This window comes from Roseivirga sp. (genome assembly GCF_049099775.1).
Classification (GTDB): Bacteria; Bacteroidota; Bacteroidia; order Cytophagales; family Cyclobacteriaceae; genus Roseivirga.
In genome coordinates, this window is sequence record NZ_JAGDZM010000009.1 from 167,621 (window position 1) to 194,620 (window position 27,000).

21 protein-coding genes are annotated in these 27,000 nt (G+C 39.4%); 14 read left to right on the top strand and 7 right to left on the bottom strand.

Going from position 1 to position 27,000, the window contains the following annotated elements; genetic code table 11:
• The first annotated feature begins 335 nt into the window (after nucleotides 1–335).
• Nucleotides 336–1,337: a ribonucleotide-diphosphate reductase subunit beta gene (locus tag JXQ92_RS15525; RefSeq protein WP_421987551.1), complete on the top strand. Its 1,002-nt coding sequence runs from the start codon at nucleotides 336–338 to the stop codon at nucleotides 1,335–1,337.
• A 36-nt stretch (nucleotides 1,338–1,373) separates the two neighbouring features.
• On the top strand, nucleotides 1,374–3,743 hold the full coding sequence (locus JXQ92_RS15530) for a ribonucleoside-diphosphate reductase subunit alpha (RefSeq protein ID WP_421987552.1): 2,370 nt from the start codon (nucleotides 1,374–1,376) through the stop codon (nucleotides 3,741–3,743).
• A gap of 73 nt (nucleotides 3,744–3,816) precedes the next feature.
• Here the strand turns inward: JXQ92_RS15530 and JXQ92_RS15535 are convergent, their stop codons facing one another.
• The 5 genes from JXQ92_RS15535 to JXQ92_RS15555 form a co-directional block, all read right to left on the bottom strand.
• Complete coding sequence (locus JXQ92_RS15535) at nucleotides 3,817–4,704, bottom strand: cation diffusion facilitator family transporter (RefSeq protein WP_421987553.1); 888 nt, start codon at nucleotides 4,702–4,704, stop codon at nucleotides 3,817–3,819.
• Nucleotides 4,705–4,762: 58 nt separating this feature from the next.
• A complete protein-coding gene (locus tag JXQ92_RS15540; RefSeq protein WP_421987554.1) occupies nucleotides 4,763–5,995 on the bottom strand; it encodes a DUF4221 family protein in 1,233 nt (410 codons plus the stop codon).
• A gap of 85 nt (nucleotides 5,996–6,080) precedes the next feature.
• Nucleotides 6,081–7,322: a DUF4221 family protein gene (locus tag JXQ92_RS15545; protein ID WP_421987555.1), complete on the bottom strand. Its 1,242-nt coding sequence runs from the start codon at nucleotides 7,320–7,322 to the stop codon at nucleotides 6,081–6,083.
• 75 nt (nucleotides 7,323–7,397) lie between these two features.
• Nucleotides 7,398–8,144, bottom strand: coding sequence for a ZIP family metal transporter (locus JXQ92_RS15550; RefSeq protein WP_421987556.1), 747 nt, complete (start codon nucleotides 8,142–8,144; stop codon nucleotides 7,398–7,400).
• 79 nt (nucleotides 8,145–8,223) lie between these two features.
• A complete protein-coding gene (locus JXQ92_RS15555) occupies nucleotides 8,224–9,249 on the bottom strand; it encodes an FAD:protein FMN transferase (protein WP_421987557.1) in 1,026 nt (341 codons plus the stop codon).
• Between the two features lie 119 nt (nucleotides 9,250–9,368).
• Between JXQ92_RS15555 and ruvB the strand changes: the two genes are divergently transcribed.
• Both ruvB and queG read left to right on the top strand, forming a co-directional pair.
• Nucleotides 9,369–10,397: a Holliday junction branch migration DNA helicase RuvB gene (gene ruvB / locus JXQ92_RS15560; protein ID WP_421987558.1), complete on the top strand. Its 1,029-nt coding sequence runs from the start codon at nucleotides 9,369–9,371 to the stop codon at nucleotides 10,395–10,397.
• Nucleotides 10,397–11,332 (top strand): tRNA epoxyqueuosine(34) reductase QueG, encoded by a 936-nt coding sequence (gene queG, locus JXQ92_RS15565; RefSeq protein ID WP_421987559.1) that lies wholly within the window; start codon nucleotides 10,397–10,399, stop codon nucleotides 11,330–11,332. Before ruvB ends, queG begins: the two co-directional genes overlap by 1 nt.
• 37 nt (nucleotides 11,333–11,369) lie before the next feature.
• Here the strand turns inward: queG and JXQ92_RS15570 are convergent, their stop codons facing one another.
• Nucleotides 11,370–11,558 (bottom strand): hypothetical protein, encoded by a 189-nt coding sequence (locus JXQ92_RS15570; RefSeq protein WP_421987560.1) that lies wholly within the window; start codon nucleotides 11,556–11,558, stop codon nucleotides 11,370–11,372.
• A gap of 146 nt (nucleotides 11,559–11,704) precedes the next feature.
• Here JXQ92_RS15570 and JXQ92_RS15575 point away from each other — a divergent pair, with 146 nt between their 5' ends.
• The 5 genes from JXQ92_RS15575 to pfkA all read left to right on the top strand — a co-directional run bounded on the left by JXQ92_RS15575 (nucleotide 11,705) and on the right by pfkA (nucleotide 17,450).
• Complete coding sequence (locus tag JXQ92_RS15575) at nucleotides 11,705–13,159, top strand: BatD family protein (RefSeq protein WP_421987561.1); 1,455 nt, start codon at nucleotides 11,705–11,707, stop codon at nucleotides 13,157–13,159.
• Nucleotides 13,160–13,207: 48 nt separating this feature from the next.
• Complete coding sequence (gene aroC / locus JXQ92_RS15580) at nucleotides 13,208–14,284, top strand: chorismate synthase (protein ID WP_421987562.1); 1,077 nt, start codon at nucleotides 13,208–13,210, stop codon at nucleotides 14,282–14,284.
• Between the two features lie 20 nt (nucleotides 14,285–14,304).
• Nucleotides 14,305–15,699, top strand: a complete 1,395-nt coding sequence (locus JXQ92_RS15585; protein ID WP_421987563.1) for a dicarboxylate/amino acid:cation symporter — start codon at nucleotides 14,305–14,307, stop codon at nucleotides 15,697–15,699.
• Between the two features lie 47 nt (nucleotides 15,700–15,746).
• Nucleotides 15,747–16,316: a NifU family protein gene (locus tag JXQ92_RS15590; RefSeq protein WP_421987564.1), complete on the top strand. Its 570-nt coding sequence runs from the start codon at nucleotides 15,747–15,749 to the stop codon at nucleotides 16,314–16,316.
• Nucleotides 16,317–16,466: 150 nt separating this feature from the next.
• The gene (gene pfkA / locus JXQ92_RS15595) at nucleotides 16,467–17,450 is read left to right on the top strand and encodes a 6-phosphofructokinase (RefSeq protein WP_421987565.1); all 984 of its coding nucleotides are present in this window, start codon (nucleotides 16,467–16,469) and stop codon (nucleotides 17,448–17,450) included.
• Nucleotides 17,451–17,498: 48 nt separating this feature from the next.
• Here pfkA and fbaA read toward each other — a convergent pair whose 3' ends face one another.
• Nucleotides 17,499–18,563: a class II fructose-bisphosphate aldolase gene (gene fbaA / locus JXQ92_RS15600; RefSeq protein ID WP_421987566.1), complete on the bottom strand. Its 1,065-nt coding sequence runs from the start codon at nucleotides 18,561–18,563 to the stop codon at nucleotides 17,499–17,501.
• A 434-nt stretch (nucleotides 18,564–18,997) separates the two neighbouring features.
• On the opposite strand from fbaA, the gene JXQ92_RS15605 reads away from it, so the two are divergent.
• The 5 genes from JXQ92_RS15605 to JXQ92_RS15625 all read left to right on the top strand — a co-directional run bounded on the left by JXQ92_RS15605 (nucleotide 18,998) and on the right by JXQ92_RS15625 (nucleotide 26,999).
• A complete protein-coding gene (locus JXQ92_RS15605) occupies nucleotides 18,998–20,023 on the top strand; it encodes a LacI family DNA-binding transcriptional regulator (RefSeq protein ID WP_421987567.1) in 1,026 nt (341 codons plus the stop codon).
• A gap of 161 nt (nucleotides 20,024–20,184) precedes the next feature.
• Complete coding sequence (locus JXQ92_RS15610; RefSeq protein WP_421987568.1) at nucleotides 20,185–22,590, top strand: glycoside hydrolase family 31 protein; 2,406 nt, start codon at nucleotides 20,185–20,187, stop codon at nucleotides 22,588–22,590.
• Between the two features lie 2 nt (nucleotides 22,591–22,592).
• The gene (locus JXQ92_RS15615; protein WP_421987569.1) at nucleotides 22,593–23,960 is read left to right on the top strand and encodes an alpha-amylase family glycosyl hydrolase; all 1,368 of its coding nucleotides are present in this window, start codon (nucleotides 22,593–22,595) and stop codon (nucleotides 23,958–23,960) included.
• Between the two features lie 5 nt (nucleotides 23,961–23,965).
• A complete protein-coding gene (locus JXQ92_RS15620) occupies nucleotides 23,966–25,450 on the top strand; it encodes an MFS transporter (RefSeq protein ID WP_421987570.1) in 1,485 nt (494 codons plus the stop codon).
• A 79-nt stretch (nucleotides 25,451–25,529) separates the two neighbouring features.
• On the top strand, nucleotides 25,530–26,999 hold the full coding sequence (locus JXQ92_RS15625; RefSeq protein ID WP_421987571.1) for a M20/M25/M40 family metallo-hydrolase: 1,470 nt from the start codon (nucleotides 25,530–25,532) through the stop codon (nucleotides 26,997–26,999).
• The last annotated feature ends 1 nt before the right edge of the window (nucleotide 27,000 follow it).

Below are 27,000 nucleotides of genomic sequence, written 5' to 3' on the forward strand. Positions count from 1 at the left end.
GGATAAGTTTTAATCTAAATACCGCATTATATTACCCTATATCACAGTCACTTAACTCATACTTTATAGTCTATCGGAAATTCAAAACAACTAAAGATTTAGCGTTGATTTTTCACCTACTTTTTGTAATATTTGTCAAAGGTTACGACCCCAATAAACAACCTATCCTCTGGTCAAAGTCTAACTCATAAGAGTATCAAGACTTTAACTGGAAACTCTTAAAACATTTAGAGAATTCCTCGAAGGTTTTCCTTCGATTATGTGTGTTTATGTGAAGAAGTTCACTTCTTCCACGTGACTTATTATTATTAAGACCCCAATAACTGAAGATCGACATGAGTGAATTGACGGCTGCTACGCAGGAACCTTTGTTAAAGGAAAACAAGAACCGTTTTGTTCTTTTCCCTATACAACACGATGATATTTGGCAGTACTATAAAAAAGCAGAAGCTAGTATATGGACTGCAGAAGAGATTGACCTTCACCAAGACCTTACCGATTGGAATGATAAACTCACCGAAGACGAGCAATACTTTATAAAACACATCTTAGCTTTCTTCGCCGCATCTGACGGTATTGTTAATGAGAACCTTGCAGAAAACTTCGTAAATGAAGTACAGTATACTGAAGCAAAGTTCTTTTATGGTTTCCAGATCATGATGGAAAACATCCATTCAGAAACTTATTCACTATTAATAGATACTTACATTAAGAATCCACAAGAAGCTAATGAGCTTTTCAATGCTATCGAAACTTTCGATGCCATTAAAAAGAAAGCCGAGTGGGCACTTAAGTGGATTGATTCCCCATCTTTTGCTGAAAGATTGATAGCCTTTGCAGCAGTAGAAGGAATTTTCTTCTCAGGAAGTTTTTGTTCAATCTTCTGGTTAAAGAAAAGAGGATTGATGCCTGGGCTTACGTTTTCTAATGAGCTCATCTCGCGAGATGAAGGATTACACTGTGATTTCGCCGTTCATTTACACAATGAGCACCTCATCAACCAAGTACCTCAAGAGCGAATCAAAGAAATTATTCTAGACGCACTTGAAATCGAAAGAGAATTCATAACAGAATCTCTACCAGTAAGATTGATCGGTATGAATTCAGATCTAATGGCTCAATACTTAGAGTTCGTTACGGACAGACTTTTAGTAGAGCTTCGTTGCGAAAAGGTCTACAATTCAACCAACCCGTTCGATTTCATGGAAATGATATCACTACAAGGGAAAACTAACTTCTTTGAAAAGAGAGTTGGAGATTACCAGAAAGCAGGAGTTATGAAAGATAAAGACGATACATCGGATTCACGATCGTTGTCTTTTGATGCCGACTTCTAAGAAAAAATATTTAATACCCCCAAACCCCAATAAATAATGTTAGTAATAAAAAGAGATGGCAGACGCGAGTCCGTCAAATTCGACAAAATCACCGCTCGGGTCGAAAAACTCTCCTATGGCTTAGATTCCAACTTCGTTGAGCCAATCGACGTTGCAAAGAAAGTTATAGAAGGTCTTTTTGACGGTGTGAGCACACCCGAACTAGATAATCTTGCGGCAGAAATTGCGGCAACTATGACAGTTCGCCACCCAGATTACGCCAAACTAGCTGCTAGGATAGCGATATCTAACCTACATAAAACAACTAGTAAGTCATTTTCAAACACCATGAAAAGGCTCTATACTTATGTAGACCCTAAAACCGGCCAAAATGCACCATTGATTTCGAAAGAAACTTACGGTGTAGTAAAGAAAAATGCAGCGGCCTTAGATTCAACAATCATTTACGATCGCGACTTTAGCTATGACTACTTTGGTTTTAAAACCTTAGAGCGTTCATACCTAATGAAACTCGATGGTAAAATTGTTGAACGCCCTCAGCACATGCTGATGCGTGTAGCAGTGGGTATTCATGGAGAAGATTTAGAAAAAGTAGTAGAGACTTACAACCTACTTTCTGAAAAGTGGTTCACTCATGCTACACCTACCCTTTTCAATGCAGGTACACCTAAACCACAATTATCTTCTTGTTTCTTGCTAACAATGAAGGATGATAGCATTGATGGTATTTATGATACATTAAAGCAATGTGCTAAAATTTCTCAATCCGCTGGAGGCATTGGGCTAAGCATTCATAATGTGCGTGCTAAAGGATCGTACATTAAAGGAACTGGAGGAGTTTCAAATGGAGTTGTTCCAATGCTAAGAAACTTTGACATGACTGCACGTTATGTTGATCAAGGTGGAGGAAAAAGAAAAGGTTCTTTCGCTATGTACATGGAACCATGGCATGCGGATATCTTTGATTTCCTCGATCTGAAAAAGAACCACGGTAAAGAAGAATTAAGAGCAAGAGATTTATTCTATGCACTTTGGATTCCAGACCTATTTATGAAAAGAGTTGAGGCTAATGAAGACTGGACTTTATTATGCCCTAACGAATGCCCAGGCTTATCTGACGTTTACGGAGATGAGTTTGAGAAGCTTTATGAAAAATATGAGCGAGAAGGTAAAGGACGTCAGACTGTTAAAGCACAAGACCTATGGTTCGAAGTGCTAGAAGCTCAGATTGAGACTGGAACACCATACATGCTTTATAAAGATGCGGCAAATAAAAAGTCGAATCAGAAAAACTTAGGTACCATCAAGTCATCTAACCTTTGTACAGAAATTATTGAGTACACTGCACCAGATGAAGTAGCCGTATGTAACCTTGCCTCCATTGCATTACCAATGTATGTCAATGAAGAAAAAGGCGAGTATGATTTCCAACGACTTTATGATGTAACCTATGTAGCCACCATGAACCTTAATAAGGTAATTGATGTGAACTACTATCCAGTTGAAGAAGCAAAGAACTCGAACATGCGCCACCGACCAATCGGTTTGGGCGTTCAAGGGTTAGCAGATGCATTTATTCTAATGCGTATGCCGTTTGATTCTGAAGAAGCTAGAAAGTTGAATAAGGATATCTTCGAGACTATTTACTTCGCTGCAATGACTGCTTCGAAAGATTTGGCTAAAGTAGAAGGACCTTACGAAACATTTAAAGGCTCTCCAGTATCTAAAGGAATCTTCCAATACGACATGTGGGGAGTTACTCCAGATTCAGGTTTATGGGATTGGGATTCACTGAAGAAAGATGTGAAGAAACACGGTGCTAGAAACTCTTTGCTAGTTGCACCAATGCCTACTGCATCAACTTCTCAGATTCTTGGAAACAACGAATGTTTTGAGCCATACACGTCAAATATTTATACAAGACGTACACTTTCAGGTGAATTTGTAATTGTGAACAAACACTTGATGAAAGACTTGATCAAATTAGGACTTTGGAGTGGCGACATGAAGAATAAACTGATTGCAGCACAAGGATCGATTCAGAATATCCCAGATATTCCAGAAGACATTAAAGCCTTGTATAAAACAGTTTGGGAGATTTCACAAAAATCAATTATCGAAATGTCCTCTGATAGAGGAGCTTATATCTGTCAGTCGCAAAGCTTAAACATACATATCCAAGATCCGAATTTTGGTAAGTTAACTTCTATGCATTTCTATGCTTGGAAGAAAGGATTGAAAACAGGTATGTATTACTTGAGATCAAAGGCAGCCACAAGTGCCATTCAGTTTACTGTTGATAAAGCCGCAGCAAGCGCGCCTACAGCAGCACAGCTTGAACAAAAAGCAGCTGATATGGCTTGCTCACTAGATGATCCAGATTCTTGTGAAGCATGTGGTAGTTAGTATAATTGGGGTTAATTATTGCTAACAGTAAACCCTGACCAAATGGTCAGGGTTTTTTTATGCCTTTACATCATTAGCACCCTTCACATTCTTCGCCATCTTCCTCAAATTCCAGCGTTGAATGCTTAATATTCAAATCGGCTAATAACAACTTAGCCTTAGATTTAATATCTGTCTGTTCTCGAAGAGAATACACTTTATCTAAAACAACATGAGCTGATAGCACATGATACTCACCGTCCATTGACCAAACATGGCAATCGTGTACATCAATGATTTCAGATATTGATTTTAATCCATTGTGAATAGCTGGAATATCGACATCGTTTGGTGTGGTTTGTAAGATGATCGAAAAACTCTTTTTTAAGTTAGCGATGACATTATATACAATGAAAATACCAATCAATACTGACAAAAGCGGGTCGATAAATTGCCAATCAAAATACATGATCAATAGACTTCCCAGCAATACAGCAATCCAGCCTAGAACATCTTCTAGCAAGTGTAAACGAATTACACGTTCGTTCATAGATTTGCCTTTTTTCAGCCTTAAAACAGCCGCACCATTAACAATCACACCAAATATGGCAATGATGAGCATTCCTTGATCATCAACCTCTCCAGGGTTAAATATTTGTGGTGCAGCTTGGCTAATAATAATCACAGACCCCACCAATAATATACCTGCATTAATAATTGCACCTAAAAGCGAGAATCGCTTGTAACCATAGGTATACTTTTGATTACTGTCCTTAGTATCTGAAAGATGCTGAAAGTACCAAGACAGACCAATGCTAATACTATCACCCAAATCGTGCAAGGCATCAGATAAGATAGCCAAGCTTCCAGTTAGCAGTCCACCAATAAACTCTATGATTGTAAAAGACAGATTAAGGAAAAAAGCAACCTTCAGGTTCTTAGACCCATGGCTATGTTCAGCATGATGGTGATGGTGGCCCATATTCTAAGATAAGATATATCTCGGTGCAACAAGGCTTCAAAATTAATAAGTAAGATAATTAGCGTTTCAACTCGAACAACCTAAACTGTACTTCATCCTCATTTTCTTGATCTAAAACTCTAAAATGAATACCACGATTAGTGACAAATACATGACGATTGTCTGGTATACCAAGGTCAATTTCAGCAACTGGCAAGTCATAATAAACAAGTTCTTCTGTTTCCAAATCCAACACTATTAAAGTTGCACCCCGAAGATCTGGGATTGCTGCTTCTTTACCTTCAACAAACTTTGGTTTTGTCCCATGGTAAAGCACTCTGAATATAAAATCACCGTCTGGAGACATTAGTGTGTTCACATAGTACGGAGGTTGATTGGGATTCTCAGAGATACTCATACCATTTTTGAAATGCTCTGCGATTCTTATACCTGCATATGATGTATAGTCTGCAACTTGAACTGATGGGGATCCAGCGTAAATAGTCTTCAATAACTTGCCACCTTCGAACACAAAAAGACTATCCGAAATGGGTGTTGTACCGTACAGGCTATTCTCATTACTGGCAAAATGTCTAGAGAAGAGACCATTGAACTGTCTTCTTTTCCTTCGCTCTTCATTCACATTCAGAATCTCATCAAAGTTGCTTATCAGTACTTTCGTTTGAATAAACTCATCGACGCTTTGGTTTGATTCAAAATCAAAAATTGCCCGTTCATAATCTTCCCCCGTTCTGTTAAAGAGTGTCATTATCATATCAATTCGACCATTATCAAACTTGGAGACATTGTCGAAATGAAGTATTGGAACATCAGAAGAGATTACCGTTATTCCATTTTTTTGCCTGCTACCAGCCGTCCTTTTAGTAAGTATCTCTGCCTTACTGTTTATCAACTTAACACCTGAACCAGTTTTAATGAAAATTGAATCCATGGTATGGAAAAAGAATTCATGTCCACCAATAATAGCATTGGGGCCATTCTTTTTAAAACTGATCTTTCGAAACAAACTTGATGCAGGGTAATCATACATATATATAGCATGAGCTTGCCTACCATAGAATGTCATGTATTCTTTACCATCAATTTTGGATAATTTTAAACCTTGGAGGTTAAGAAAGTCCGCTTCATTATCGAGTAAGAAAGTTTTTATTCCACCATCAACAATTGTAATTGAAGTATTCTCCGCATCAGCGTTATCTGTTACAGTTTTCTCACGCTTTCCGCAGGCGGAGACAACGAAGAAAGAAAGAAATAGCATGCAGCCAGTATGGTTAAGAAGTTTTGCTTTCATAATGCATAATCGATAAACTTTAGGGGCAAAAACACCAACTATCAATTTAGTTAAAAAAATTAAATCCTAAGTTATGATGAACCTCCTACCTATTTAATCGAAATAACCTAAACTGCACCTCATCTTCATTTTCTTGGTCCAAAACCCTGAAATGAATACCTCTACTGGTTACGAAAACGTGTCGATTCATTGGTATGCCCAGTTCGACTTCATTAACCGGTAATTCAAAATAGGTCAAGTTCTCTGTTTCCAAATCTAAAACCACCAAAGTAGCGGCCGTAACTTCAGGTTTTGGTCTATCAGAACCCTCTTCAATCTTTGGCTTCGTCGCATGATAAAGTACTCTGTATATCCACTTACCATCTGGCGACATTAGAGTATTCTTAAACTGAGGGTCTTGCTTGGGGTTCTCTATAGCACCCATTCCATTCTTGAACTTTTCAATAGTTCTTACTGTAGCATAGGACGCGTAGTCTGCAATATCCACATCCGGAACGCCGGCATAAATGCTTTTCTTGAGCTCCCCATCTTGAAAAGCATAAATAGTGTCTGAAATTACGTGACTGGCAAAAAGGTATTCACCATTATCAGAAAAAAACCTAAATCTATTGAGTGTAAGATCTCCCCTTCGCCTTCTCTCTTTTTTTATCTCCCTCGCCTCCTCAGTATCACTGATGATTAAATCGGTTTTAATAGATTCCTCACCAAGTAGATCGTTTTCGAAATCGTATTGAACCCGTTCATTGGTCTTAATATCATTCAGCATGGATTCAGTTGCCAAGGATATCTTCCCGTTTTTATAAAACGACGCAAAATCGAACATTGGTTTTGGGCTGTCAAACCTTGCTATTTCTTGATGAAGACCTAGGTTATTTTTGGTAAGCACTTGGCCATCACTGCTAACCAAATATAGCCCCAGTGGTAACCCATTAACGAAAATTGAATCTATTGAATGATAGAAATACGACATTCTGAAATGACCTTTCACAGCATTAGGTCCTTCAGTATCCATTACCGTTTTCTTCACAATTTCTCCTGTTAGCGCATCATATAAATAAATGGCATTGGCATTTCTAGTATAGAAGGTGACATAATCTTTACCTTCCATATTTATTCCTCGGAGCTCTGATAGAAACTGAAAATTGGCATCTAAATCGAGTTTCAGCGTCACTATACCTCCATCAATTATTTCGACTACTTGCGGTATTTCCTTATCATCCGCATTAGAATCCGCACTGACTGTTTCTTTCTTTCCGCATGAATAAAATAAAGAACATAATATTGTGAGGCATAGTAATCGATAAATTCTGGCCATTGTCAAATCCATATCCATGTGAAATTTAAAGAAGATAGAGCGCAATCTAGAAATACACAAAGAGCGCGTGTTAATTATGGTTAACCTTTAAAAACCTATTTGAGCAGCAACAGCGGCAAGTGCGCCAAGTATTGAAATTGAAAAGCGCTTCCAATTCAGTTTATGGTGCGGGTCAGATTCTATGAAAATCGTAGTAGATATTTGAAGAAAACTTCCGGCTACAACGGCAAAAAAGATAACTAAATAACGTTCGGGTAGCACATCGGAATGCCCGAAGAACTCAGAAAAGAATAAGCCAAGTGGCGAGGCCAAGGCAAATACTAAAAGCAATAGTACTGCCTTCTTAGTATTCTTTAATTGCGCCACTAAAAGAGCCATCAGTGCAAGGGCAGCCGGGATTTTATGCATCACGATCCCTAAAAGTATTTTAGGAGAGCTACCATGACTATAAACAGAATCTGGCCTATGATTAGAATGGATAGAATCAGTCATAATACTTCCTTCCAAAAAAGAATGTAGGCCTAAAGCAATCAGAAGGTATGGTATGGAATAGCCGCCATGACTATGGACATGACCATGTTCGACACCATTGGAAAAATTCTCTAGAATCTTCTGAAGAAAAAACCCAATGAGAATGTATAAACCTAATTTAAAAGGATCCTCTTCACTCAAAAACAAATCTGGAATGATATGAATCACCGTCATCGAAAAAAGGTACGCACCAGCAAATACTAAAAAGTAACCAATGCGCTTTTGACTGAATGACTTCATTCTAGTGAGTAGTAAACCTGGTAGGGCTACACTTAAGAACAATATGAACGCATTAATAATCATCTTTCTTCGTCACTTTTGCAACAGAATTGCAAATATCGAAAAGAAAATGATTTTTAACTAAGAAAGGTTCAAAAGGAGTTTAAGAATCTCCGATAATCTTCTCTTTCAACCCTGGCGAAACGTAGGTAATCAAGTCTCCCTTTTCATCTGCATAGATTAAGTATGCCTCAAGAGTCGGATCATTTTCTATCAATGAAATACTTTTTTCTAATCCCATAACCATACAGGCAGTTGCGTAACCATCGGCAAGCATACAGCTCGGTGCTAAAACTGTTGCGCTCAGTAAAGTCTGCATTTTCGGGAAACCAGTGATGGGATCAATCGTATGGGCAACCTTTGTTCCGTTATCCAATATTCTAAATATTCTGTAATTGCCTGATGCAGCTAAACCTTGATTGTCAAGATATACAGCATCAAACAAACCACCCAATCGTGTTTCATCAGGCACTTCTATACCAATTTTCCAGAGCGTGCCTTCAAGATTTCTACCTTTTGCCCTTACTTCGCCCCCTATTTCCACCATGTAGTTATTAATACCAATCGATGATAGCCAATCAGCAACTACATCGATAGCCTGACCTTTAGCGATGGCTGAAAAGTTGAGTTTTACTTCCGGAATTAACTTTTTTGCCCCCGATTGATTGTATTCTATTTTTTCAAAACCAATCAACGATTGTAGCGAGTCGACTTGGACAGAATCCAACCGAAGTGTTTTACCATCTCCAAATCCCCAAGCATCAATCAATAGGCCGATAGTGGGGTCAAACGCTCCCTCTGATTCAGCATTTACCTTCCTACTTGCTTCCAATACTTGATAAAAATATGGGGAAGAGAATTGAATATCACCCTTCTGATTGAAAATTGAAATCTCCGAATCTGGGATGTAGGTAGAAAGGGCTTGGTTAAAGTCCCTCAACAAAGAATCAATTTCCTTTTTGAAGTTCCTGTTTTGCGCATCTAGGTATTTGATATTGTAGCCAATCGTACCCATGGTCATGCCCTTGACATAGACCTCTTTTGGTTGAGCCTCTCGATATTTCCAAACAACGAATATCGCGATCATCAAAACCAACAAATAAATTCTAGACTTAGTATTCTTATCCATCGCCAAACAATTGGTACAAAGATAGCCCAAAACTAAACTGAGAACAGCGCTAAAAGATTAAACTTCCCAGAAGAAAGCATCATCGATCTTAATCTTTTATCTTGTAAAAAATTTCTAGCATGCGTGAGGATTATTTAAGTGCGAGTGATGACGACTTGAATCCTATAGAAAAGGACATTGACCGAGCATTACGACCATTAAGTTTTGACGATTTTACGGGACAAAAAAAGATCGTGGATAACGTGAAGATTTTTGTGGAAGCTGCTAAGCAAAGAGCAGAGCCATTGGATCATGTGCTGCTCCACGGACCTCCAGGCCTTGGAAAAACGACACTGTCTCACATCATTGCGAATGAGCTAGGTTCAGAAATCAAAGTGACTTCTGGTCCTGTATTGGATAAGCCAAGTGATTTGGCCGGTTTACTTACAAATCTTGAAGATGGTGATGTCTTATTTATCGATGAAATTCACAGATTAAACCCAATAGTCGAGGAATATCTTTATTCGGCAATGGAAGATTATAAAATCGATATTATGCTCGATTCTGGGCCAAATGCTAGAACGGTACAAATCACCCTGAATCCATTTACTTTAATAGGCGCTACCACACGTTCAGGGTTATTAACTTCCCCACTTCGCGCACGATTTGGCATTAATGCTCGGCTAGAATACTATGATTCCAAACTATTAACGCTAATTGTTCAGCGTTCTTCAGAAATACTAAATACCCCTATTAAAGAAAATGCGGCATTTGAAATAGCACGTAGAAGTCGCGGCACCCCAAGAATTGCAAATAATCTATTAAGAAGAACAAGAGATTTTGCTCAAATTAAGGGTACCGGTACCATTACGTTAGACATAAGTCAATTAGCATTAGATGCATTAGACGTCGATTCGCATGGCCTAGATGAAATGGATAACCGCATTCTATCTACTATTATAGAGAAGTTTAAAGGTGGACCCGTCGGGATTTCTACCATTGCCACAGCAGTAAGCGAAGAAGCGGAAACAATAGAAGAGGTCTACGAACCATTCTTAATTCAGGAAGGCTTTCTTAAAAGGACTTCTCGCGGAAGAGAAGCTACCGACTTGGCTTACAATCATTTAAAACTGAAGAAACCAGGTAATACCGGGACTTTATTTGGTTGATGAATAACCAAATTTCAAATAATACCCACACCGTAAAAGCAATTGCTAGCAAGCTCGGCTTTGACTTCTGTGGTATCTCAAAGGCAGAGTTTCTCGCTGACGAAGCTCCTAAACTGGAAGCATGGCTTAAAAGTGGCGCTCATGGAAAAATGAGCTATATGGAAAACCACTTCGATAAAAGGCTTGACCCTTCTAAACTAGTGCCGGGTGCTAAAAGCGTGGTGTCATTACTTTACAACTATTACCCTGAGACAGACTTATCGGTAGAAAAGCCTCCCAATCATAAAATAGCCAAGTACGCCTATGGCACGGACTATCATTTTGTAATAAAAGATAAACTCAAAACTTTTCTGGAAGAGCTAAACACTAAGATTGGCCATATTGAAGGAAGAGTATTTGTAGACTCTGCCCCTGTGATGGAACGTCAATGGGCGGAAAAATCCGGCCTAGGCTGGATTGGGAAAAATACATTGCTGATCAATAAAAATCAGGGCAGCTTCTTTTTCATTGCTGAATTAATCATCGATTTAGAATTAGAGTCGGATGGACCAATCAAAGATTACTGTGGCACATGTACCAAGTGTGTCGATGCATGCCCTACTGATGCTATAACACCGTATGAACTAGATGCGAGTAAGTGTATCTCCTACCTCACAATTGAGCTAAAAGATAGTATCCCAAATGAGTTTAAAAATAAAATGGAAGGCTGGGCTTTTGGTTGCGATATATGTCAGGATGTTTGCCCATGGAATCGGTTCTCTAAAAAACACATGGAGCCAACATTTTCGCCAAAAAAGGAGTTGCTAGAATTATTTAACAATAATTGGCAAGATTTAACAGAAGAAGTTTTCAGAACAGCTTTTAAAGGATCTGCTGTAAAAAGGACAAAGTTTAGTGGGCTAAAAAGGAACTTAGAATTCCTTAAAAAAATTTAAAGCCCATCATTTCTGACGGGCTAGTTTAATGATTTGGTTAAGGTGCCAACACGAATTGACGATCGATAATGGGTCCGTAAACTTGCCCAAAATGAGTGTAACACCAGTTTTTAAGCTCATTCAACTCATCTTCAACGAGTGACTTGATTGCTTTTCTTAACTCTCTCTCAAATAATCTTTTATCAAAACTAACCTTTGAGAGGATAAGCTTGAAATACTCCAACATGTTAAGAACTTTTAGGGTTATGAATCTAAAATCCGGTTAAGGACGTACCATTGATACGAACGAATTATACCAATGGTTATTCTCTTTTAAAAATGAATCTATCTTTGATGTAGATTTTCAAAAGGAACTGAAAATAAGAAATTATAATGAGAAAGTCCAGTCATATTTTATCCGTCCTATTAATAGCATTGCTATTCATTCCATCATTGAATGCACAGGAATTATCAGTTCAATTGGGTAAGGACGAAGTAGGACTGAACGAACTTTTTACAATTACGGTAACGCTTCAAAACGGTAGTATAAAAAGTTATTCAGATTTTCCTGATATTGAAGGCTTTGCGAAAAGAGGTGTTTCTTCTAGCAGCAAGACTAATATAGTCAACGGGCAAATTTCTTCTTCCCAAAGTGTAATCCAACGCTATCTCCCTTTAGAAGAGGGCTCATACACATTAAATGATTTCACTGTAGAAGTAAATGGCAAAAAGGTAAGTTCTAAGGGTAAAACCATTAAGATTGGCCCACCGGTTGAAAGAAACCGTAATAGTCGCCGTGGGCGAAACGACCCATTTGGCAATCTTTTCGGAAACGATACTAGAAGTTCTAGAACCCCCGAATTTGTAGATGTAAAGGAAGATGCATTTCTAGCCTTAGTCACCGACAAAGATGAAGTTTATGTCGGCGAGGGATTTACAGCAACATTCGCTTTCTATGTAGCAGATGCAAATAGAGCGCCTTTACAGTTTTATGAAGCAGGGAAGCAACTTTCAAAAATTCTTAAAGATCTAAAGCCTGATAATTGCTGGGAGGAAAACTTCAACATTGAAAATATCTACGGCGAAAAGGTCCGAATCAATGGTAAGAATTACACACGCTACAAAATTTATCAAGCGGCTTTCTTCCCTTTAAACCTAGAACCCGTAGTATTCCCTTCGGTACCGTTCGAAATGATAAAATATAGAGTGGCTAAATCGCCTTCCTTCTTTGGAAGAGATCGAGAAGAAGATTTTAAAACGTTCAATACATCTGAGAAAGTTGTAAAAGTAAAAGCTTTACCACCTCATCCGCTGAAGGATGCCGTAGCCGTTGGAGAATTTGAACTTGACGAGAAAGTAGATAAAAACACTGTAGCTACTGGCGAAAGCTTCGAATACAATTTCAATATCTATGGTGAAGGCAATATTTCAAGTATCCCCGATCTAAAAATTCCTTCTACAAAAGACATCGACATATACCCCCCAAATACCAGCCAAGATGTAAACAAAGGTGGAGGCAGAGTTACTGGATCTAAGAAATACAGCTATTACGGTATTCCTAACGAGCCGGGTGCTTACGACTTAAAAGATTATTTCAGCTGGATTTATTTCAATCCAAAGTCAGGCGTATATGATACGCTTCGCTCACAAGTTCAGCTAAACGTAACAGGTGAGAGTAAAAAGAATGTATCAATTTCTTCAACAGATTTGGGTTCTTTTTATGACAATATTGACATGGCAGCCAATAAACTTCAAAAGCTTAAAGAGGATAATGCGGCTCAAATTATTGCCAATATTCTAATTATCGCTATGTTAGCAGCCGCTGGATTTATGTTCTTCAAGAAATAAGGACTTACTTTTTCTGAAGTATCAAAATCCGAAACAAAAGTCTCAATAATGGGTAGCTCTTTCGGTAAAATTTTCAAAATTCATACATATGGTGAAAGCCATGGCCCTGCCCTTGGCGTGGTTATCGAAGGTTGCCCAGCAGGATTGACAATAGATAAGTCATTTATTCAAACAGAATTGGATAGGCGTAAACCGGGCCAATCAAAAATAACAACCCAACGGAGAGAAGCTGATGAATTCGAAGTACTCTCAGGTGTTTTTGAAGGCAAATCAACAGGCACTCCGATTAGTATCCTAATTCGTAACGAGGATCAAAAAAGCAAAGACTACTCACATATAGCTGATAAATTCAGACCATCTCATGCCGACTATACTTTTCAGGCTAAATATGGTATAAGAGACTATCGAGGCGGTGGTCGTAGCTCAGCGAGAGAAACTGTGGCAAGGGTAGCGGCAGGTGCCATTGCTAAGCTTTTACTCAAACACTACGGAATCACTTGCCAGTCTTATGTTTCTCAGGTTGGTGCATTAAAGTTAGAAAAGGACTATACACAATTAGACCTTAGTAAAACAGAAGATAATATTCTCCGTTGTCCAGACCCTGAAATGGCAGAAGCCATGATTTCACTGATTGATGAAACGCGCAAAAAAAGAGACACCATTGGTGGAATTATAACCGGCGTAATTAAAGGAACCCCAGCAGGGCTTGGAGAACCCGTATTTGACAAACTACATGCCGAATTAGGCAAGGCAATGTTGAGTATCAATGCGGTAAAAGGTTTTGAATATGGGAGTGGTTTTGATGGCGTGAAATTAAATGGATCAGCACATAATGATGCCTTTTATCAGGAGGGCAACGAAGTAAAAACACGTACTAATCATTCAGGAGGCGTACAGGGAGGCATTTCTAACGGACAAGACATTTACTTTAATGTCGCCTTTAAGCCCGTTGCCACAATAATGATGGATCAAGAAAGTATCAATGAGGATGGTGACAGCGTTACCGTTTCAGGAAAAGGCCGTCATGATCCTTGTGTAGTACCAAGAGCTGTACCCATCGTTGAAGCAATGTCAGCTTTGGTTATTGCCGATTATTTGCTAATTAGCAAGGCTAACCGATTGTAATTAAATCCAATTTCTCAGCTATGAAAAAACTTCCGCTTCATGTAAAAATCATGATTGGACTTCTTGCCGGTATCATTTGGGCCTTTGCTTCAAGTGCTATGGGTTGGAATCAGTTCACTATTGACTGGATCGATCCTTTCGGTCAAATTTTCATCAGAATGCTGAAATACATCGCCGTACCATTGGTACTGTTTTCTATCATCAGCGGAATTTCGGGTCTAAAAGACATGTCGAAATTGGGTAGAATGGGTGGAAAAACCCTAGGGTTCTATCTCGTAACAACTGTTACAGCTGTCGGAATCGGCCTCCTTTTGGTAAACGTTGTCCAACCAGGTTCCATGGTAGATGAGGAGTCAAGAATAAAGAACAGATTAAGCTATGAGAGTTGGGCTAATTCCAACGGCGTTGAAATATTAGACGGCAAAAACTTCACGAACGACCCTAAATACTCCAGTTACGAGCGTGCTGAAGAAATGACCGAGGAGCAAAAGAAAATGGTAGCTGACAAACAAGCTGCAGCCATGGCGAATAAGGACGCTGGTCCTATGAAATTCTTAATCGATATGGTGCCTCAAAATATTGTTACCTCCCTAGGGAATGACAAACTAATGCTTCAAGTTATCTTTTTTGGGATTTTCTTCGGCATATGTATGGCCGCCCTGCCCGATGAAAAAGTAGCAGGCTTATCGTCATTTATAAACGGAGCTAATGAGGTTTTCTTGAAAATGGTTGATTTTGTGATGAAAGCCGCGCCATTTTTCGTTTTCTGTTTGCTCGCCGGAGTAGTGGCAAAAATGGCAGATACACCTGCAGAAGTTATCGAGATTTTTAAAGGATTAGCCACGTATTCAGTGACGCTAACAATCGGTCTACTCTTCTTGATTTTCATTTTCTACCCAACCATTGTTAGACTATTCGTGAAATCCTTGAAGTATAAAAAATTCTTCAAAAAGATAAGCCCAGCACAGCTCATGGCATTCTCTACCAGTTCTAGTGCGGCTACACTACCAGTTACAATGGAGTGCGTGGAAGATAACCTCGGCGTATCTAAGAATGTATCGAGCTTTGTACTACCCATTGGCGCAACAGTGAATATGGATGGAACAAGTTTATACCAAGCCGTAGCGGTTGTCTTTATGGCACAGCTTCATATGGTGGACTTAAGCGTAGCACAACAATTGACAATTGTGCTAACAGCTACATTGGCTTCGATTGGTAGTGCCGCTGTACCAAGTGCAGGCCTTGTTATGATGGTTGTCGTATTGCAATCAGTAGGACTAAATCCGGCTTGGATTGCTATTATTTTCCCTGTTGATAGAATACTAGATATGCTAAGAACAGTTGTTAACGTAACAGGTGATGCAACGGTCGCAACAATTGTTGCAAAAACTGAAGGAGAATTATCGGAAGACTAAGAACTTATCGGCTACCTTTGTAGTTAAGTAATTCAAAATTCAGAAACATGAGAGCTGTTAGTATATATATGGAGGCCAATCCAAATCCGAATTCCATGAAGTTCGTAGCGAACTTTATGCTACTTCAGGATGGAATAAGCTTCGATTATCCGGATGTAACTGCCGCTGCCGACTCCCCTTTAGCACAGGCATTGTTTGAGTTACCACATGTAGAACGTGTTTTCTATATGAGCAACTTTGTGACGGTAACGAAATCTGAGAAAGTAGATTGGATCGAAATACAAGATGGTATCAGAGACTTAATCAAAGGATATCTTGAAGAAGAAAAACCTCTGATTCTTGAAGAGTTAGAAAAAGATCCCCTTTTCGACGAGAATGATTCTGAAGTGGTGAAGAAGATTAAGGGCATTTTAGATGAGTATATCCGACCTGCTGTGGAACAAGATGGCGGCGCTATTGGGTTTGCTTCTTTTGAAGAAGGTGTGGTTAAAGTGAACTTGCAAGGTTCATGTAGTGGGTGTCCTGCATCTGCGGTTACCCTAAAATCAGGTATCGAAAACCTTCTAAAAAGAATGTTACCAAATGATGTTACCGAAGTGGTGGCAGAAGGCGTTTAACATTCTATAAAAGCATTTACAAACCACTCAATTTTCTAAATAGAGTGGTTTTTTTTGTGGCATGCGTCAAACGATTGCATAACAATCGAATCACCATACAGACGCAGTTCTATTTCAAAACCGTATTTTTGATTAATTACTCAACTGACTATGGCTTCGACGATAAAAAGAATTGGTGTTTTGACTTCTGGTGGAGACGCCCCTGGCATGAATGCAGCGGTAAGAGCCGTTGTGAGAGCCTGTATCTACTACGACATCGAAGTATTCGGTGTTTATAAAGGTTACGACGGGTTGATCAATGCTAATATTGAACAACTCTATGTACGTTCTGTTTCCAATATTCTTAGTAGAGGCGGTACTTTTTTACTCACTGCCAGAAGTCAAGAATTCCGCACCAAAGAAGGTCGAGAAAAAGCATATGAGAACTTTAAAAAATTTGAACTCGACGCACTAGTAGTTATTGGTGGTGATGGTTCATTTACAGGAGCCAATATATTCAGCCAAGAATTCGACGTTCCTGTGATCGGTATTCCAGGAACTATCGATAATGATTTGGCAGGAACGGATTTCACCATCGGATTTGATACGGCCTGTAACACTGCAAGAGAGGCAATCGATAAAATCAGAGATACGGCTTCTTCGCACGAAAGACTTTTCTTCGTTGAAGTAATGGGTAGAGACGCCGGCTTTATTGCAGTAAACTCAGCCATTGGTGGTGGTGCCGTTGCTATGGTTGTTCCTGAACATAACTGGACGATCGAAGCACTTATTAAAAGACTCAGAAAGGGAGCAGCCAATAAAAAAGCATCCAACGTGGTGGTAATAGCTGAAGGATGCCAACTGGGTAATGCCTATGAAGTAGCCGATGAGGTTAAAAAAGAATTAGGCTATTTCGATATAAGAGTAACCGTACTTGGCCACCTGCAACGCGGAGGATCACCGACTACTATGGATAGAGTGTTAGCCAGTCGACTAGGCGTAGCAGCTGTAGAAGGACTTAGAAATAATGAATCCAAGGTAATGGTTGGCATGATTAACAATGAAATTGCCTATACCCCGATCGGTCAGGCAATTAAAACAGAAAAACGCCTCGGCGCCGAAGAATTTAGAATCGCTAAGATTCTGTCAATATAAAAAAAGGAGGCTTAAGCCTCCTTTTCTTTTTCTAAACCATAGTTAGTCTTAGTTTCTATTCATAGCATTCAATTCTTCGAATGCCTGCTCTAATCTTTTTACAATACTTTCCTCTCCTTTTCTTAGCCAAACTCTCGGATCGTAAAATTTCTTATTCGGAGCATCGTCACTTTCAGGGTTACCGATTTGTCCTTGCAGATAATCCTTCTTGTCGTTGTAATAAGCATGAATACCATCCCAACAAGCCCACTGAATATCAGTATCGATGTTCATTTTGATAGAACCATAGGAAGTTGCTTCAGCTATCTTTTCTGGTTCAGAACCTGAACCGCCATGGAATACGAAATAAACTGGTTTCTCTTCAGTACCAAATTTCTCCTGAATGTAAACTTGAGAATCTCTGAGAATAGAAGGTCTCAATTCAACGTTACCAGGTTTATAAACACCATGAACATTTCCAAAAGAAGCCGCTACTGTAAAGATGTCTCCAACTTGTCTTAAAGCATCCCATGCTTGAGCTACCTCTTCAGGTTGAGTATATAATCTATCCGTATCGACATCAGTATTGTCAACACCATCTTCTTCACCACCAGTGATACCCAATTCAATTTCAATGCCCATATCTATGGCATTCATTCTTTTGAAGTACTCACAGCTAATCTCAATATTATCCTCTAGCGTTTCCTCAGAAAGGTCAAGCATGTGCGTACTGAACAAAGGCTGTCCGTTCTTCTTATAAAATGCTTCACCAGCATCTAACAAACCGTCAATCCATGGAAGTAATTTTTTGGCGGCATGATCTGTATGAAGAATCACTGGAACACCATAGTGCTCAGCCATTTGATGCACGTGCATTGCGCCAGAAATTGCACCTTGAATAGATGCATTGTAACCTGCATTGTCCAATGATTTACCCGCATAAAAAGCAGCGCCACTCACTGAAAACTGAACCATTACTGGTGAATTCACCTTTTTAGCTACCTCTAATACAGCATTGATTGAATTAGTTCCAATTACGTTGATCGCAGGCATTGCGAATTCATTTTCCTTGGCGTAGTTCAGGCAATCCTTTAGCTCCTGACCATATAATACACCACTTCTGAATTTTCCCATGTTATATCTAGTGTTTGAGATTCTTAATTGTTTGCAAAGAAAAGAAAAATTCCCGTTCCAAAATATAAGGGAGCATACCAATTACGCGTGGTCGTAAAACATGTATAGCGCAACAAGTTGCGCTATACATTAAGTAAACTATAATAGAAATGGAGGAAATTACTGACAACAACTTCAATGGGGCAGCTGAATTTTAAGAACAAAAGCCCATTTGCGATTGTTGACTGAATGAAAGTAGCGATTAAAAAAATAATTATCAATCTAAGTGCCTTAGCGCCAGTACACTACATTAATTCTGCAATCGATTGAAACAGCCAATACTCTCGAAAAAAGGTGAAAAAATTATTTTAAAATATTTTGTAAATCATGGCTTAGTCAAAAGATATAAGCATATTTAAAAACAGTTTCAATAGATTATTCCAGAGGCAAGTATCATGAAAAGTGGGCAGGTTACGATCAAGGATATAGCGAAAGAATTGAACATCTCCTGTTCTACCGTTTCAAGAGCACTGAAAGACTTTCCAGGCATAAGTCCTGCCACTAGAAAATCAGTGGTTGACTTAGCGAAAAAATACAACTATCGTCCTAACGCTATCGCACTTAGCCTTCGCAACCAAAAAACGAATGTTATAGGCGTTGTTATTCCTGAAACAGTGCACTTCTTTTTTTCCACAGTAATCAGTGGCATTGAAGACGCCGCAATGAAGGAAGGATATAATGTGATGATCTGCCAATCGAACGAGAAGTATGAACGAGAAGCAGATAGTATCGATGCTTTAATGGGCGCCAGAGTAGATGGGCTTCTTGTATCTATTTCAAGAGAAACGGCTGACCTAGCGCATTTAAAAAAAGTAGTAGATGAAGGCACGCCGATGGTATTTTTCGATCGACTTGTTGAAGGCATGAATGCCTCCAGTGTCATAGTTGACGATTATCAAGGCGCTTACGATGCGGTTGAGCACTTAATTAAACAAGGGTGTAAAAATATTGCTCACCTATCGGGACCAGATAACCTGATCATAGCTAGAAAACGAAAAGAAGGTTATTTATCGGCCCTTGAAGATTATAATATCCCATTGAACGAAAAACACATTGTTGAGTGCAGGAAAGGTTCCGAAACAGAAGCAGAAGCGGCTATGTCGGCTTTGCTTAAAAGCGGAATAAAAATAGATGGTGTTTTTGCCAATAACGATTTGGCTGGCCTAGGTGCGATAAGCGCCGTTAAAAAGGCCGATATTTCTATTCCGAAGGAAATCGCAATTGTAGGTTTTAGCAACTGGCAATTTTCATCACTTATTAACCCAGGATTATCAAGTATTTCACAACCAGGATACGAAATGGGCTGTGAAGCTGCCAAGCTCATCCTGGAAGAAATAAATGCAAAAGAGAAAGGGAAGAGTCAAATAAAGATACTCGATACTGAACTCATTGTAAGGGATTCGTCTAATCGACTACACTAGCCATAAAATATATTTCAACTATTGCAAACGTTTGATTTGCATAGAATAGATGAAAGCCATCAATAGGCTAGCTTCAGGCTCTATTTTGGTTTATTTGCTGCACTTTTTTAGTTAATATAGAAGTCGCTAAGTCAAGTATATAAGACGCGAATACATCATTCATGAACTTCAAGAACGAATCAATCAGTACCATTACCGAGCTAATGGTACAAGAAAATATAGCGAGCGGCAAAGCAGGTAAGCACCACTTTAGACTTACAGCTTATAACCCCAAAATAATACGAGTACAAGTTTCAAAATACGAGGCCTTCGAAGAGTATCCGTTCTCAGTGGTTTTAAAACCTGAACAAGCCCCGGTAAAGACTACCGAAAATGATGTTTCTTTAGAATTGAAAACGGAACACATCCACCTCAAAATTCAAAAAGATCCCTTTAGACTGAGTTTTTATAATAATTCAGGTGATCTACTCAATGCAGATGATCCTAGTTTTGGTGTGAGTTGGTTGGGCGAAGAAGTAACCAATTATAAGGCGCTAGCTTCTGATGAAATTTTCCTAGGAATGGGTGAAAAAGGAGGCGGATTAAACAGGCGTGGATCTTCTTTCGACAACTGGAATTCCGATGCTTTTGGCTTTAATAATGACACAGATCCACTTTACGTTTCAACACCCTTCTTCATTGGTGTTCGTGAAGGTAAGCCTTATGGTATTTTCCTAGATAATACGCATAAAACACACTTCAATTTCGGCACCTCCAATAATGATAGATTTAGCTATTTCAGTGCTGAATCTGGTGGATTAAACTATTATTTCATTCAAGGTGATACTGTGAATGAAGTAATTCAAGAATACACAAAATTAACTGGTGCCATGCATATGCCACCTAAATGGAGTTTAGGTTTTCAGCAGTGCCGCTACAGCTATTATCCCGACCACGAAGTTTACAATATCGCAGATACTTTTCGCGAAAAACAGATTCCAGCCGACGTCATTTATCTGGACATACATTACATGAAGGACTATATGGCCTTCACTTTTGATAAGGAACGTTTTCCAAACCCAAAAGCCTTAATTGACAAATTAACTTCTCAAGGATTTAAAGTTGTCGTCATTCTTGATCCCGGAATAGCCACCAAAAAAGGCTACGGCACCTATGATCGAGGTATTGAAGAAGATGTTTTTGTAAAATATCCAGATGGTACCAACTACGAAGCAAGCGTTTGGCCTGGCAATAGTCATTTTACAGATTTTACAGCCGAAAAAGGTAGAGATTGGTGGGCAAAGGAGTTAAAGTTCTATACCGACCTTGGCCTTGAAGGCTTCTGGAACGATATGAACGAACCAGCATGTTGGGGACAAGACATTCCTAATATGATTGAATTCGATTATGACGGACAAGAAGTTTCGCACAAGAAAGCCCGCAATGTATATGGCTTTCAAATGGTGAGAGCAACTTTCGAAGGTGCTAAAAAGCATATAGGTAACAAAAGACCTTTCACCTTAACTCGCTCAGGCTTTTCTGGCGTACAACGCTACTCAGCTGTTTGGACAGGTGACAATGTGGCCGGCGACGACCATATGTTGTTAGGGGTGAGACTTGTCAATAGTCTTGGTATGGCGGGGGTTCCCGTCGCTGGATATGACGTTGGTGGATTTGTAGATGAAAGTAGCCCTCAACTCTTTGCAAGATGGCTGGCTGTAGCCACTTTTGCGCCTTTTTTCCGTGTGCATAGCATGGTCAATGTAAGAGATTCAGAGCCTTGGGCTTACGGAGAAGAAGTTGAAGAAATAGCTAGAAACTACATCAACTTACGCTATAAGATGATGCCTTACTTGTATAGCCTCTTTTATAAGGCGCACCAAAATGGCACACCTATCAATAAGTCTTTAGCCATTGATTATACCAATGATCCAGAAATTTATCATGGCAATGCTCAAAATGAATTCACTTTAGGAGATTGGCTGTTAGTCTGCCCCACAACGAGTACCCAAGAATTTGCCAAAATCTATATTCCAGAAGGAAAGTGGTATAGGTTTTTTACTGATGAAAAAATTGAAGGCGGAAGGCATTATGTGGTAGAAACAGGCATGGAAGACCTACCGGTTTATGCGAAAGAAGGCGCCATTATTCCACTTCAAAATGTTGTTCAAAACACCCAGGCAGCTCACGATGGTGAGCTGAAACTTCATGTGTATTATGGCAATGTAAAAAGCACGCAGAACTACTTTGAAGACGATGGAGAAACATATGAGTTCCAGAGCGGGCAAGATTATCAGCGAGATGTAATTTTTGATGCTGAGGCAAAATCTTTAGTCCTTACCCCTAAAACAGGTGACTTTACTTCCACTTTTAAGACCTTAAAAGTCTATTTGCATGGGTTTGATGCTGATAACTATGAAATTAACCAGAGAAACGTATCACTTCAGCAAGAAGACACAAGGTTAATTGATCCAATTACCGAATTTGACCCTTTACCACAGCGGGATAAAAGAGATTACCTCATCAAAAACATGAAGTTTTTAGAAACAGAATTTATAGATTCAGAAATTAGAATTAAATGGAGTTAAACATGAAAATGAAAAACTACTTGGCCATAGGAATATTATGCCTTTTTCTTTTTTCCTGTGGTAGCGATAAGAAAGAATCGGCTGAAGCAGTTCAGCCCGAAACTGTCAGCAATGTAAAAAACGTCGAATGGAGTAAAGACGCTGTTATTTATGAAGTAAATATTCGGCAGCATACCCAAGAAGGAACCTTCAATGCGTTTGCAAAGGATATTCCTCGACTAAAACAAATGGGTATTGATATACTTTGGTTGATGCCTATTCACCCAATCGGTGAGAAAAATCGCAAAGGAACGGAAGGCAGTTACTATGCCGTGAAAGATTACAAAGCAATTAATCCTGCCTTTGGTACCGAAAAAGACTTTCGCGATTTGATTAAAACGGCCCATGATAATGGCATGAAAGTGTTGATCGATTGGGTGGCTAATCATACAGCATGGGATCATGTTTGGACAGAATCTAACCCAGAGTATTATACGAAAAACGATGCAGGCGAATTTATGCCTCCAGTGGAAGATTGGGATGATGTGATTGACCTAAATTACTCAAACCAAGAATTAAGAGCAGCCATGGCCGATGCCCTCACCTATTGGGTATCAGAATTTGACATTGACGGATATCGTTGCGATGTAGCAGGTATGGTACCGACAGACTTTTGGAATGACATAAGAAAACAGCTTGACGCCATAAAGCCAGTCTTTATGTTGGCTGAAGGTGAGGAAACAGAACTCCACATGGATGCTTTTGACATGTCTTACTCATGGGAACTCATGCATTTAATGCGAAAAGTAGCTTCCGGAGAGGAAAGCACTCAGGCCATAAAAGATATGTATGCCCGTGATTTTAAGCGCTACCCAAAAGGGTATTATAAAATGAACATCATTACCAATCACGATGAAAACAGCTGGAATGGTACCGCCGATGAGTTTTTTGGAAAAGGGCAAGAAGCTTGGTTTGCTTTTGCTGCCACAACATACGGTATGCCTTTAGTGTATTCAGGACAGGAAGCCAACAACAAAAAGAGACTTGAGTTCTTCGAAAAAGACCCGATCGATTGGTCAGGAGGATATGTATTCAGCCAAGTTTATAGTGCTCTTTTCAGAGCCAAATCGCAAAACCCTGCACTCTGGAATGGAAATTTCGGTGGTAGTATCGAATGGATAGAAACTACGGCTGATGATAAAATTCTAGCCTTTAAAAGAGTTAAAGGAAACAGAATGGTGCTTTCAATTATCAATGTAAGTGATGAACGCGTAGAATTTGAACTAGATCAAGACTATCTGGATATGCAAAGAGTTTTTGGTGGCGGAGCATTGAAAGTAACCAAACAACAAGTGATCGCTCCAAATCGATTCAAAGTATTTACTAAATAAAAGTTATGAATAAGAAGCCACGCTTGAGTTTTATGCAAATCTGGAACATGAGTTTCGGATTTCTCGGTATTCAAATGGGGTTTGCACTTCAAAATGCGAACACTTCCAGAATCTTTGAAACCCTAGGAGCAGATACAGAAAACTTGGCGGTCTATTGGCTCGCAGCACCCATTACTGGGTTGATTATGCAACCCATTATCGGTTATTATTCCGATAGAACATGGAGCGCAAAATGGGGACGGCGGCGACCATACTTTGCTTTTGGCGCTATTGCGGCCACAATTGCACTTTTCCTTATGCCCAACTCTCCTACCCTTTGGATGGCAGTAGGTGTTTTATGGATTATGGATGCCTCTATTAATATTACAATGGAGCCATTTAGAGCATTTGTTGGTGATCTATTACCCGATGAACAAAGAACATCTGGGTTTGCCATGCAGAGCTTTTTCATTGGCATCGGTGCATTAGTTGCCTCGTTTATGCCATGGATTTTTGCCAACTGGCTTAACGTACCAAATATCGACCCTGATGGGGGTATTCCTCCATCTGTAAAGTATGCTTTTTATGTTGGAGGTATTATGTATTTAATCACTGTTTTGTGGACAGTTTTTACCACCAAGGAATACCCGCCAGAACAAGAAGAAGCGCATGATGCACCCGCAATGTCTGAATCAGACGAAGGCATTTATAGTCAGAAATTCTCAAGAATTGGACAAGGTCTTACTGGATTGGGTGCAGGCTTTTCAGTAATTGTCTCGATGGCTGGTCTAGAGCCTCAATTACATATTTTAGGGGGTGGCCTTTTCTTCTTCGGGTTGATGCATCTTATCGGTTTGCAATTAATTCGAAAAGGAAAAACACAAGCTGCTTTAGTTCACATTGTTAAGGATTTCAATACGATGCCAAAAACGATGACACAGCTAGCAGTAGTACAGTTCTTTTCTTGGTTCGCCCTCTTTTCCATGTGGATTTTCTGTACACCGGCCGTGACATCACATATTTATGGCTCCTCTGATACAACCTCCGAGGCATACAATGCAGGAGCGGACATGGTGAGCAACTTGTTTGGCGGTTATAATGGTATTGCCGCTTTGGCCGCTATTTTCATTCCATTCATTGCTCGAAAAACAAGTAGAAAAATCACCCATTTAATAGCCCTTTGTTGTGGAGGTGCCGGTTTAATATCGATCTATTACATAAGCGACCCTCAAATGCTATGGGTCAGTATGATAGGGGTAGGAATCGCTTGGGCCAGTATCCTTTCCATGCCATATGCCATTCTTTCAGGAGCGTTACCATCAGAAAAAATGGGGTACTATATGGGTGTATTCAACTTCTTTGTGGTAATTCCTCAGATTGTAGCCGCCTCCTTATTAGGATTTATTCTTAACACCTTTTTAAATGAACAAACCGTGTTAATCTTAGTCGTAGGTGGGTTTTCTATGATCTTATCAGGTTTACTAACCCTTAGAGTTCAAGATACCCAGTAGCATTAGCCCAAGGAATGAGATTGAAAAGCAGCTATATAGCTGCTTTTTATTTTTATATTAAAAGCTTGATTTTTAAACCATGAAAAAATCCCTACTGCTAGCCTCATTTTTTAGCTTACTATTTTTTGCCTGCTCCTCCTTAAAAGTACCTCTGAGTGTAACCTTCAAACAAATCAACAAGGAAGTGCTCTCTAACTCTAAGGCCTATTCAACGCTCGGAGAGGCTTCTTCAAGCATTGGCCATCGCCTTACAGGGTCAGAAAACGGCGCAAAGGCTGAAACATATACCTATAACCTCTTAAAGTCTTATGGTTTTGATAATGTGAAATACTTCCCCTTTGAAGTTGAAACATGGATGCGCGGAGATATTGAATTACAAATAGGCAACCTGAACAAAACAAACTTTGAAGTTTACTCGGCTGTTAGTTTAGCACACTCACCTGTATCTGCAGATATCGATCTAGAGATTATCGATATGGGAAATGGTTTAGAAGCAGACTATGCTGAAAAACCAGGCGCAGTTAAAGGCAAAATAGCCTTAGTGTACATTGGTATTTTACCAAACTCAACTCCAGGATCATCTAATCTCCATCGATCCGAAAAAACTGCGTTAGCTACGGATAATGGGGCAAAAGGAATCATCATCATCAATCAAGTTGATGGTGGAGTTTTATTAACGGGTACCGCATCTGTAACAGGAGGCCTTATTGAAATTCCGGCCGTTTGCATCGGCAAAGAAGATGGAATAGCCTTAAAAGAATCACTTAAAAAAGAGAAAAAAAGAGCCAAAATTCAGATGACAAACACGTCTGATCAAATTAAAGCGAGAAATGTAATCGCTACAATAAAGGGCTCTGAACTTCCTGATGAAAAAATTATAGTAGGCGGCCACCTCGATTCATGGGATTTAGCACAAGGCGCTATAGATAATGGTATTGGATCATTTGCTGTTCTCGACATGGCAAGAACTTTTAAAGCACTGAACTTGAAACCAAAGAGAACTATAGAGTTTATCATGTTTATGGGTGAAGAACAGGGCCTTCTTGGATCAAGAGCATATGTTAATGCGGCCTTGAAAGATGGCTCCATAGATCAGATTAAATATGTTATGAATCAAGACATGTCTGGTAATCCCATTGGATTCAACGCGGGCGGAAGACCTGAAGCTGAACAATTCTTTACGAATATTGGTAAGGAAATTAGAGTCGTTGATTCTACAGCATTTAGCAATAGCAACAGAAACGGCGCTGGCTTACATAGCGACCACCAATCTTTCATGATTCAAGGCATACCCTATCTAGCGCCAAATTCAAATCTCGATCGATCTATTTATGGTTGCTATCATTCAGATTGTGATGACTTTAATTTGGTGAATGAAGAACACATAAGAAACAATGTAAGATTTTCATCTATGATGCTATACGCTCTGGCCGATGCAGACACTTTACCAGCACAACGACTTTCAGATTCGGAAACGAAAGCCTTTCTAGAAGGAAACGGTTTAAAACTAAAGCTACAGATCGGCGGAGACTGGCGTTGGGATAAATAGT

What these genes read in the sequence shown, in the direction of transcription:
- JXQ92_RS15525 (WP_421987551.1), top strand. Translation starts at nt 336, where the DNA reads ATGAGTGAATTGACGGCTGCTACGCAGGAACCTTTGTTAAAGGAAAAC.
- JXQ92_RS15530 (WP_421987552.1), top strand. Translation starts at nt 1,374, where the DNA reads ATGTTAGTAATAAAAAGAGATGGCAGACGCGAGTCCGTCAAATTCGAC.
- JXQ92_RS15535 (WP_421987553.1), bottom strand. Translation starts at nt 4,704, where the DNA reads ATGGGCCACCATCACCATCATGCTGAACATAGCCATGGGTCTAAGAAC.
- JXQ92_RS15540 (WP_421987554.1), bottom strand. Translation starts at nt 5,995, where the DNA reads ATGAAAGCAAAACTTCTTAACCATACTGGCTGCATGCTATTTCTTTCT.
- JXQ92_RS15545 (WP_421987555.1), bottom strand. Translation starts at nt 7,322, where the DNA reads ATGGATTTGACAATGGCCAGAATTTATCGATTACTATGCCTCACAATA.
- JXQ92_RS15550 (WP_421987556.1), bottom strand. Translation starts at nt 8,144, where the DNA reads ATGATTATTAATGCGTTCATATTGTTCTTAAGTGTAGCCCTACCAGGT.
- JXQ92_RS15555 (WP_421987557.1), bottom strand. Translation starts at nt 9,249, where the DNA reads ATGGATAAGAATACTAAGTCTAGAATTTATTTGTTGGTTTTGATGATC.
- ruvB (WP_421987558.1), top strand. Translation starts at nt 9,369, where the DNA reads ATGCGTGAGGATTATTTAAGTGCGAGTGATGACGACTTGAATCCTATA.
- queG (WP_421987559.1), top strand. Translation starts at nt 10,397, where the DNA reads ATGAATAACCAAATTTCAAATAATACCCACACCGTAAAAGCAATTGCT.
- JXQ92_RS15570 (WP_421987560.1), bottom strand. Translation starts at nt 11,558, where the DNA reads ATGTTGGAGTATTTCAAGCTTATCCTCTCAAAGGTTAGTTTTGATAAA.
- JXQ92_RS15575 (WP_421987561.1), top strand. Translation starts at nt 11,705, where the DNA reads ATGAGAAAGTCCAGTCATATTTTATCCGTCCTATTAATAGCATTGCTA.
- aroC (WP_421987562.1), top strand. Translation starts at nt 13,208, where the DNA reads ATGGGTAGCTCTTTCGGTAAAATTTTCAAAATTCATACATATGGTGAA.
- JXQ92_RS15585 (WP_421987563.1), top strand. Translation starts at nt 14,305, where the DNA reads ATGAAAAAACTTCCGCTTCATGTAAAAATCATGATTGGACTTCTTGCC.
- JXQ92_RS15590 (WP_421987564.1), top strand. Translation starts at nt 15,747, where the DNA reads ATGAGAGCTGTTAGTATATATATGGAGGCCAATCCAAATCCGAATTCC.
- pfkA (WP_421987565.1), top strand. Translation starts at nt 16,467, where the DNA reads ATGGCTTCGACGATAAAAAGAATTGGTGTTTTGACTTCTGGTGGAGAC.
- fbaA (WP_421987566.1), bottom strand. Translation starts at nt 18,563, where the DNA reads ATGGGAAAATTCAGAAGTGGTGTATTATATGGTCAGGAGCTAAAGGAT.
- JXQ92_RS15605 (WP_421987567.1), top strand. Translation starts at nt 18,998, where the DNA reads ATGAAAAGTGGGCAGGTTACGATCAAGGATATAGCGAAAGAATTGAAC.
- JXQ92_RS15610 (WP_421987568.1), top strand. Translation starts at nt 20,185, where the DNA reads ATGAACTTCAAGAACGAATCAATCAGTACCATTACCGAGCTAATGGTA.
- JXQ92_RS15615 (WP_421987569.1), top strand. Translation starts at nt 22,593, where the DNA reads ATGAAAATGAAAAACTACTTGGCCATAGGAATATTATGCCTTTTTCTT.
- JXQ92_RS15620 (WP_421987570.1), top strand. Translation starts at nt 23,966, where the DNA reads ATGAATAAGAAGCCACGCTTGAGTTTTATGCAAATCTGGAACATGAGT.
- JXQ92_RS15625 (WP_421987571.1), top strand. Translation starts at nt 25,530, where the DNA reads ATGAAAAAATCCCTACTGCTAGCCTCATTTTTTAGCTTACTATTTTTT.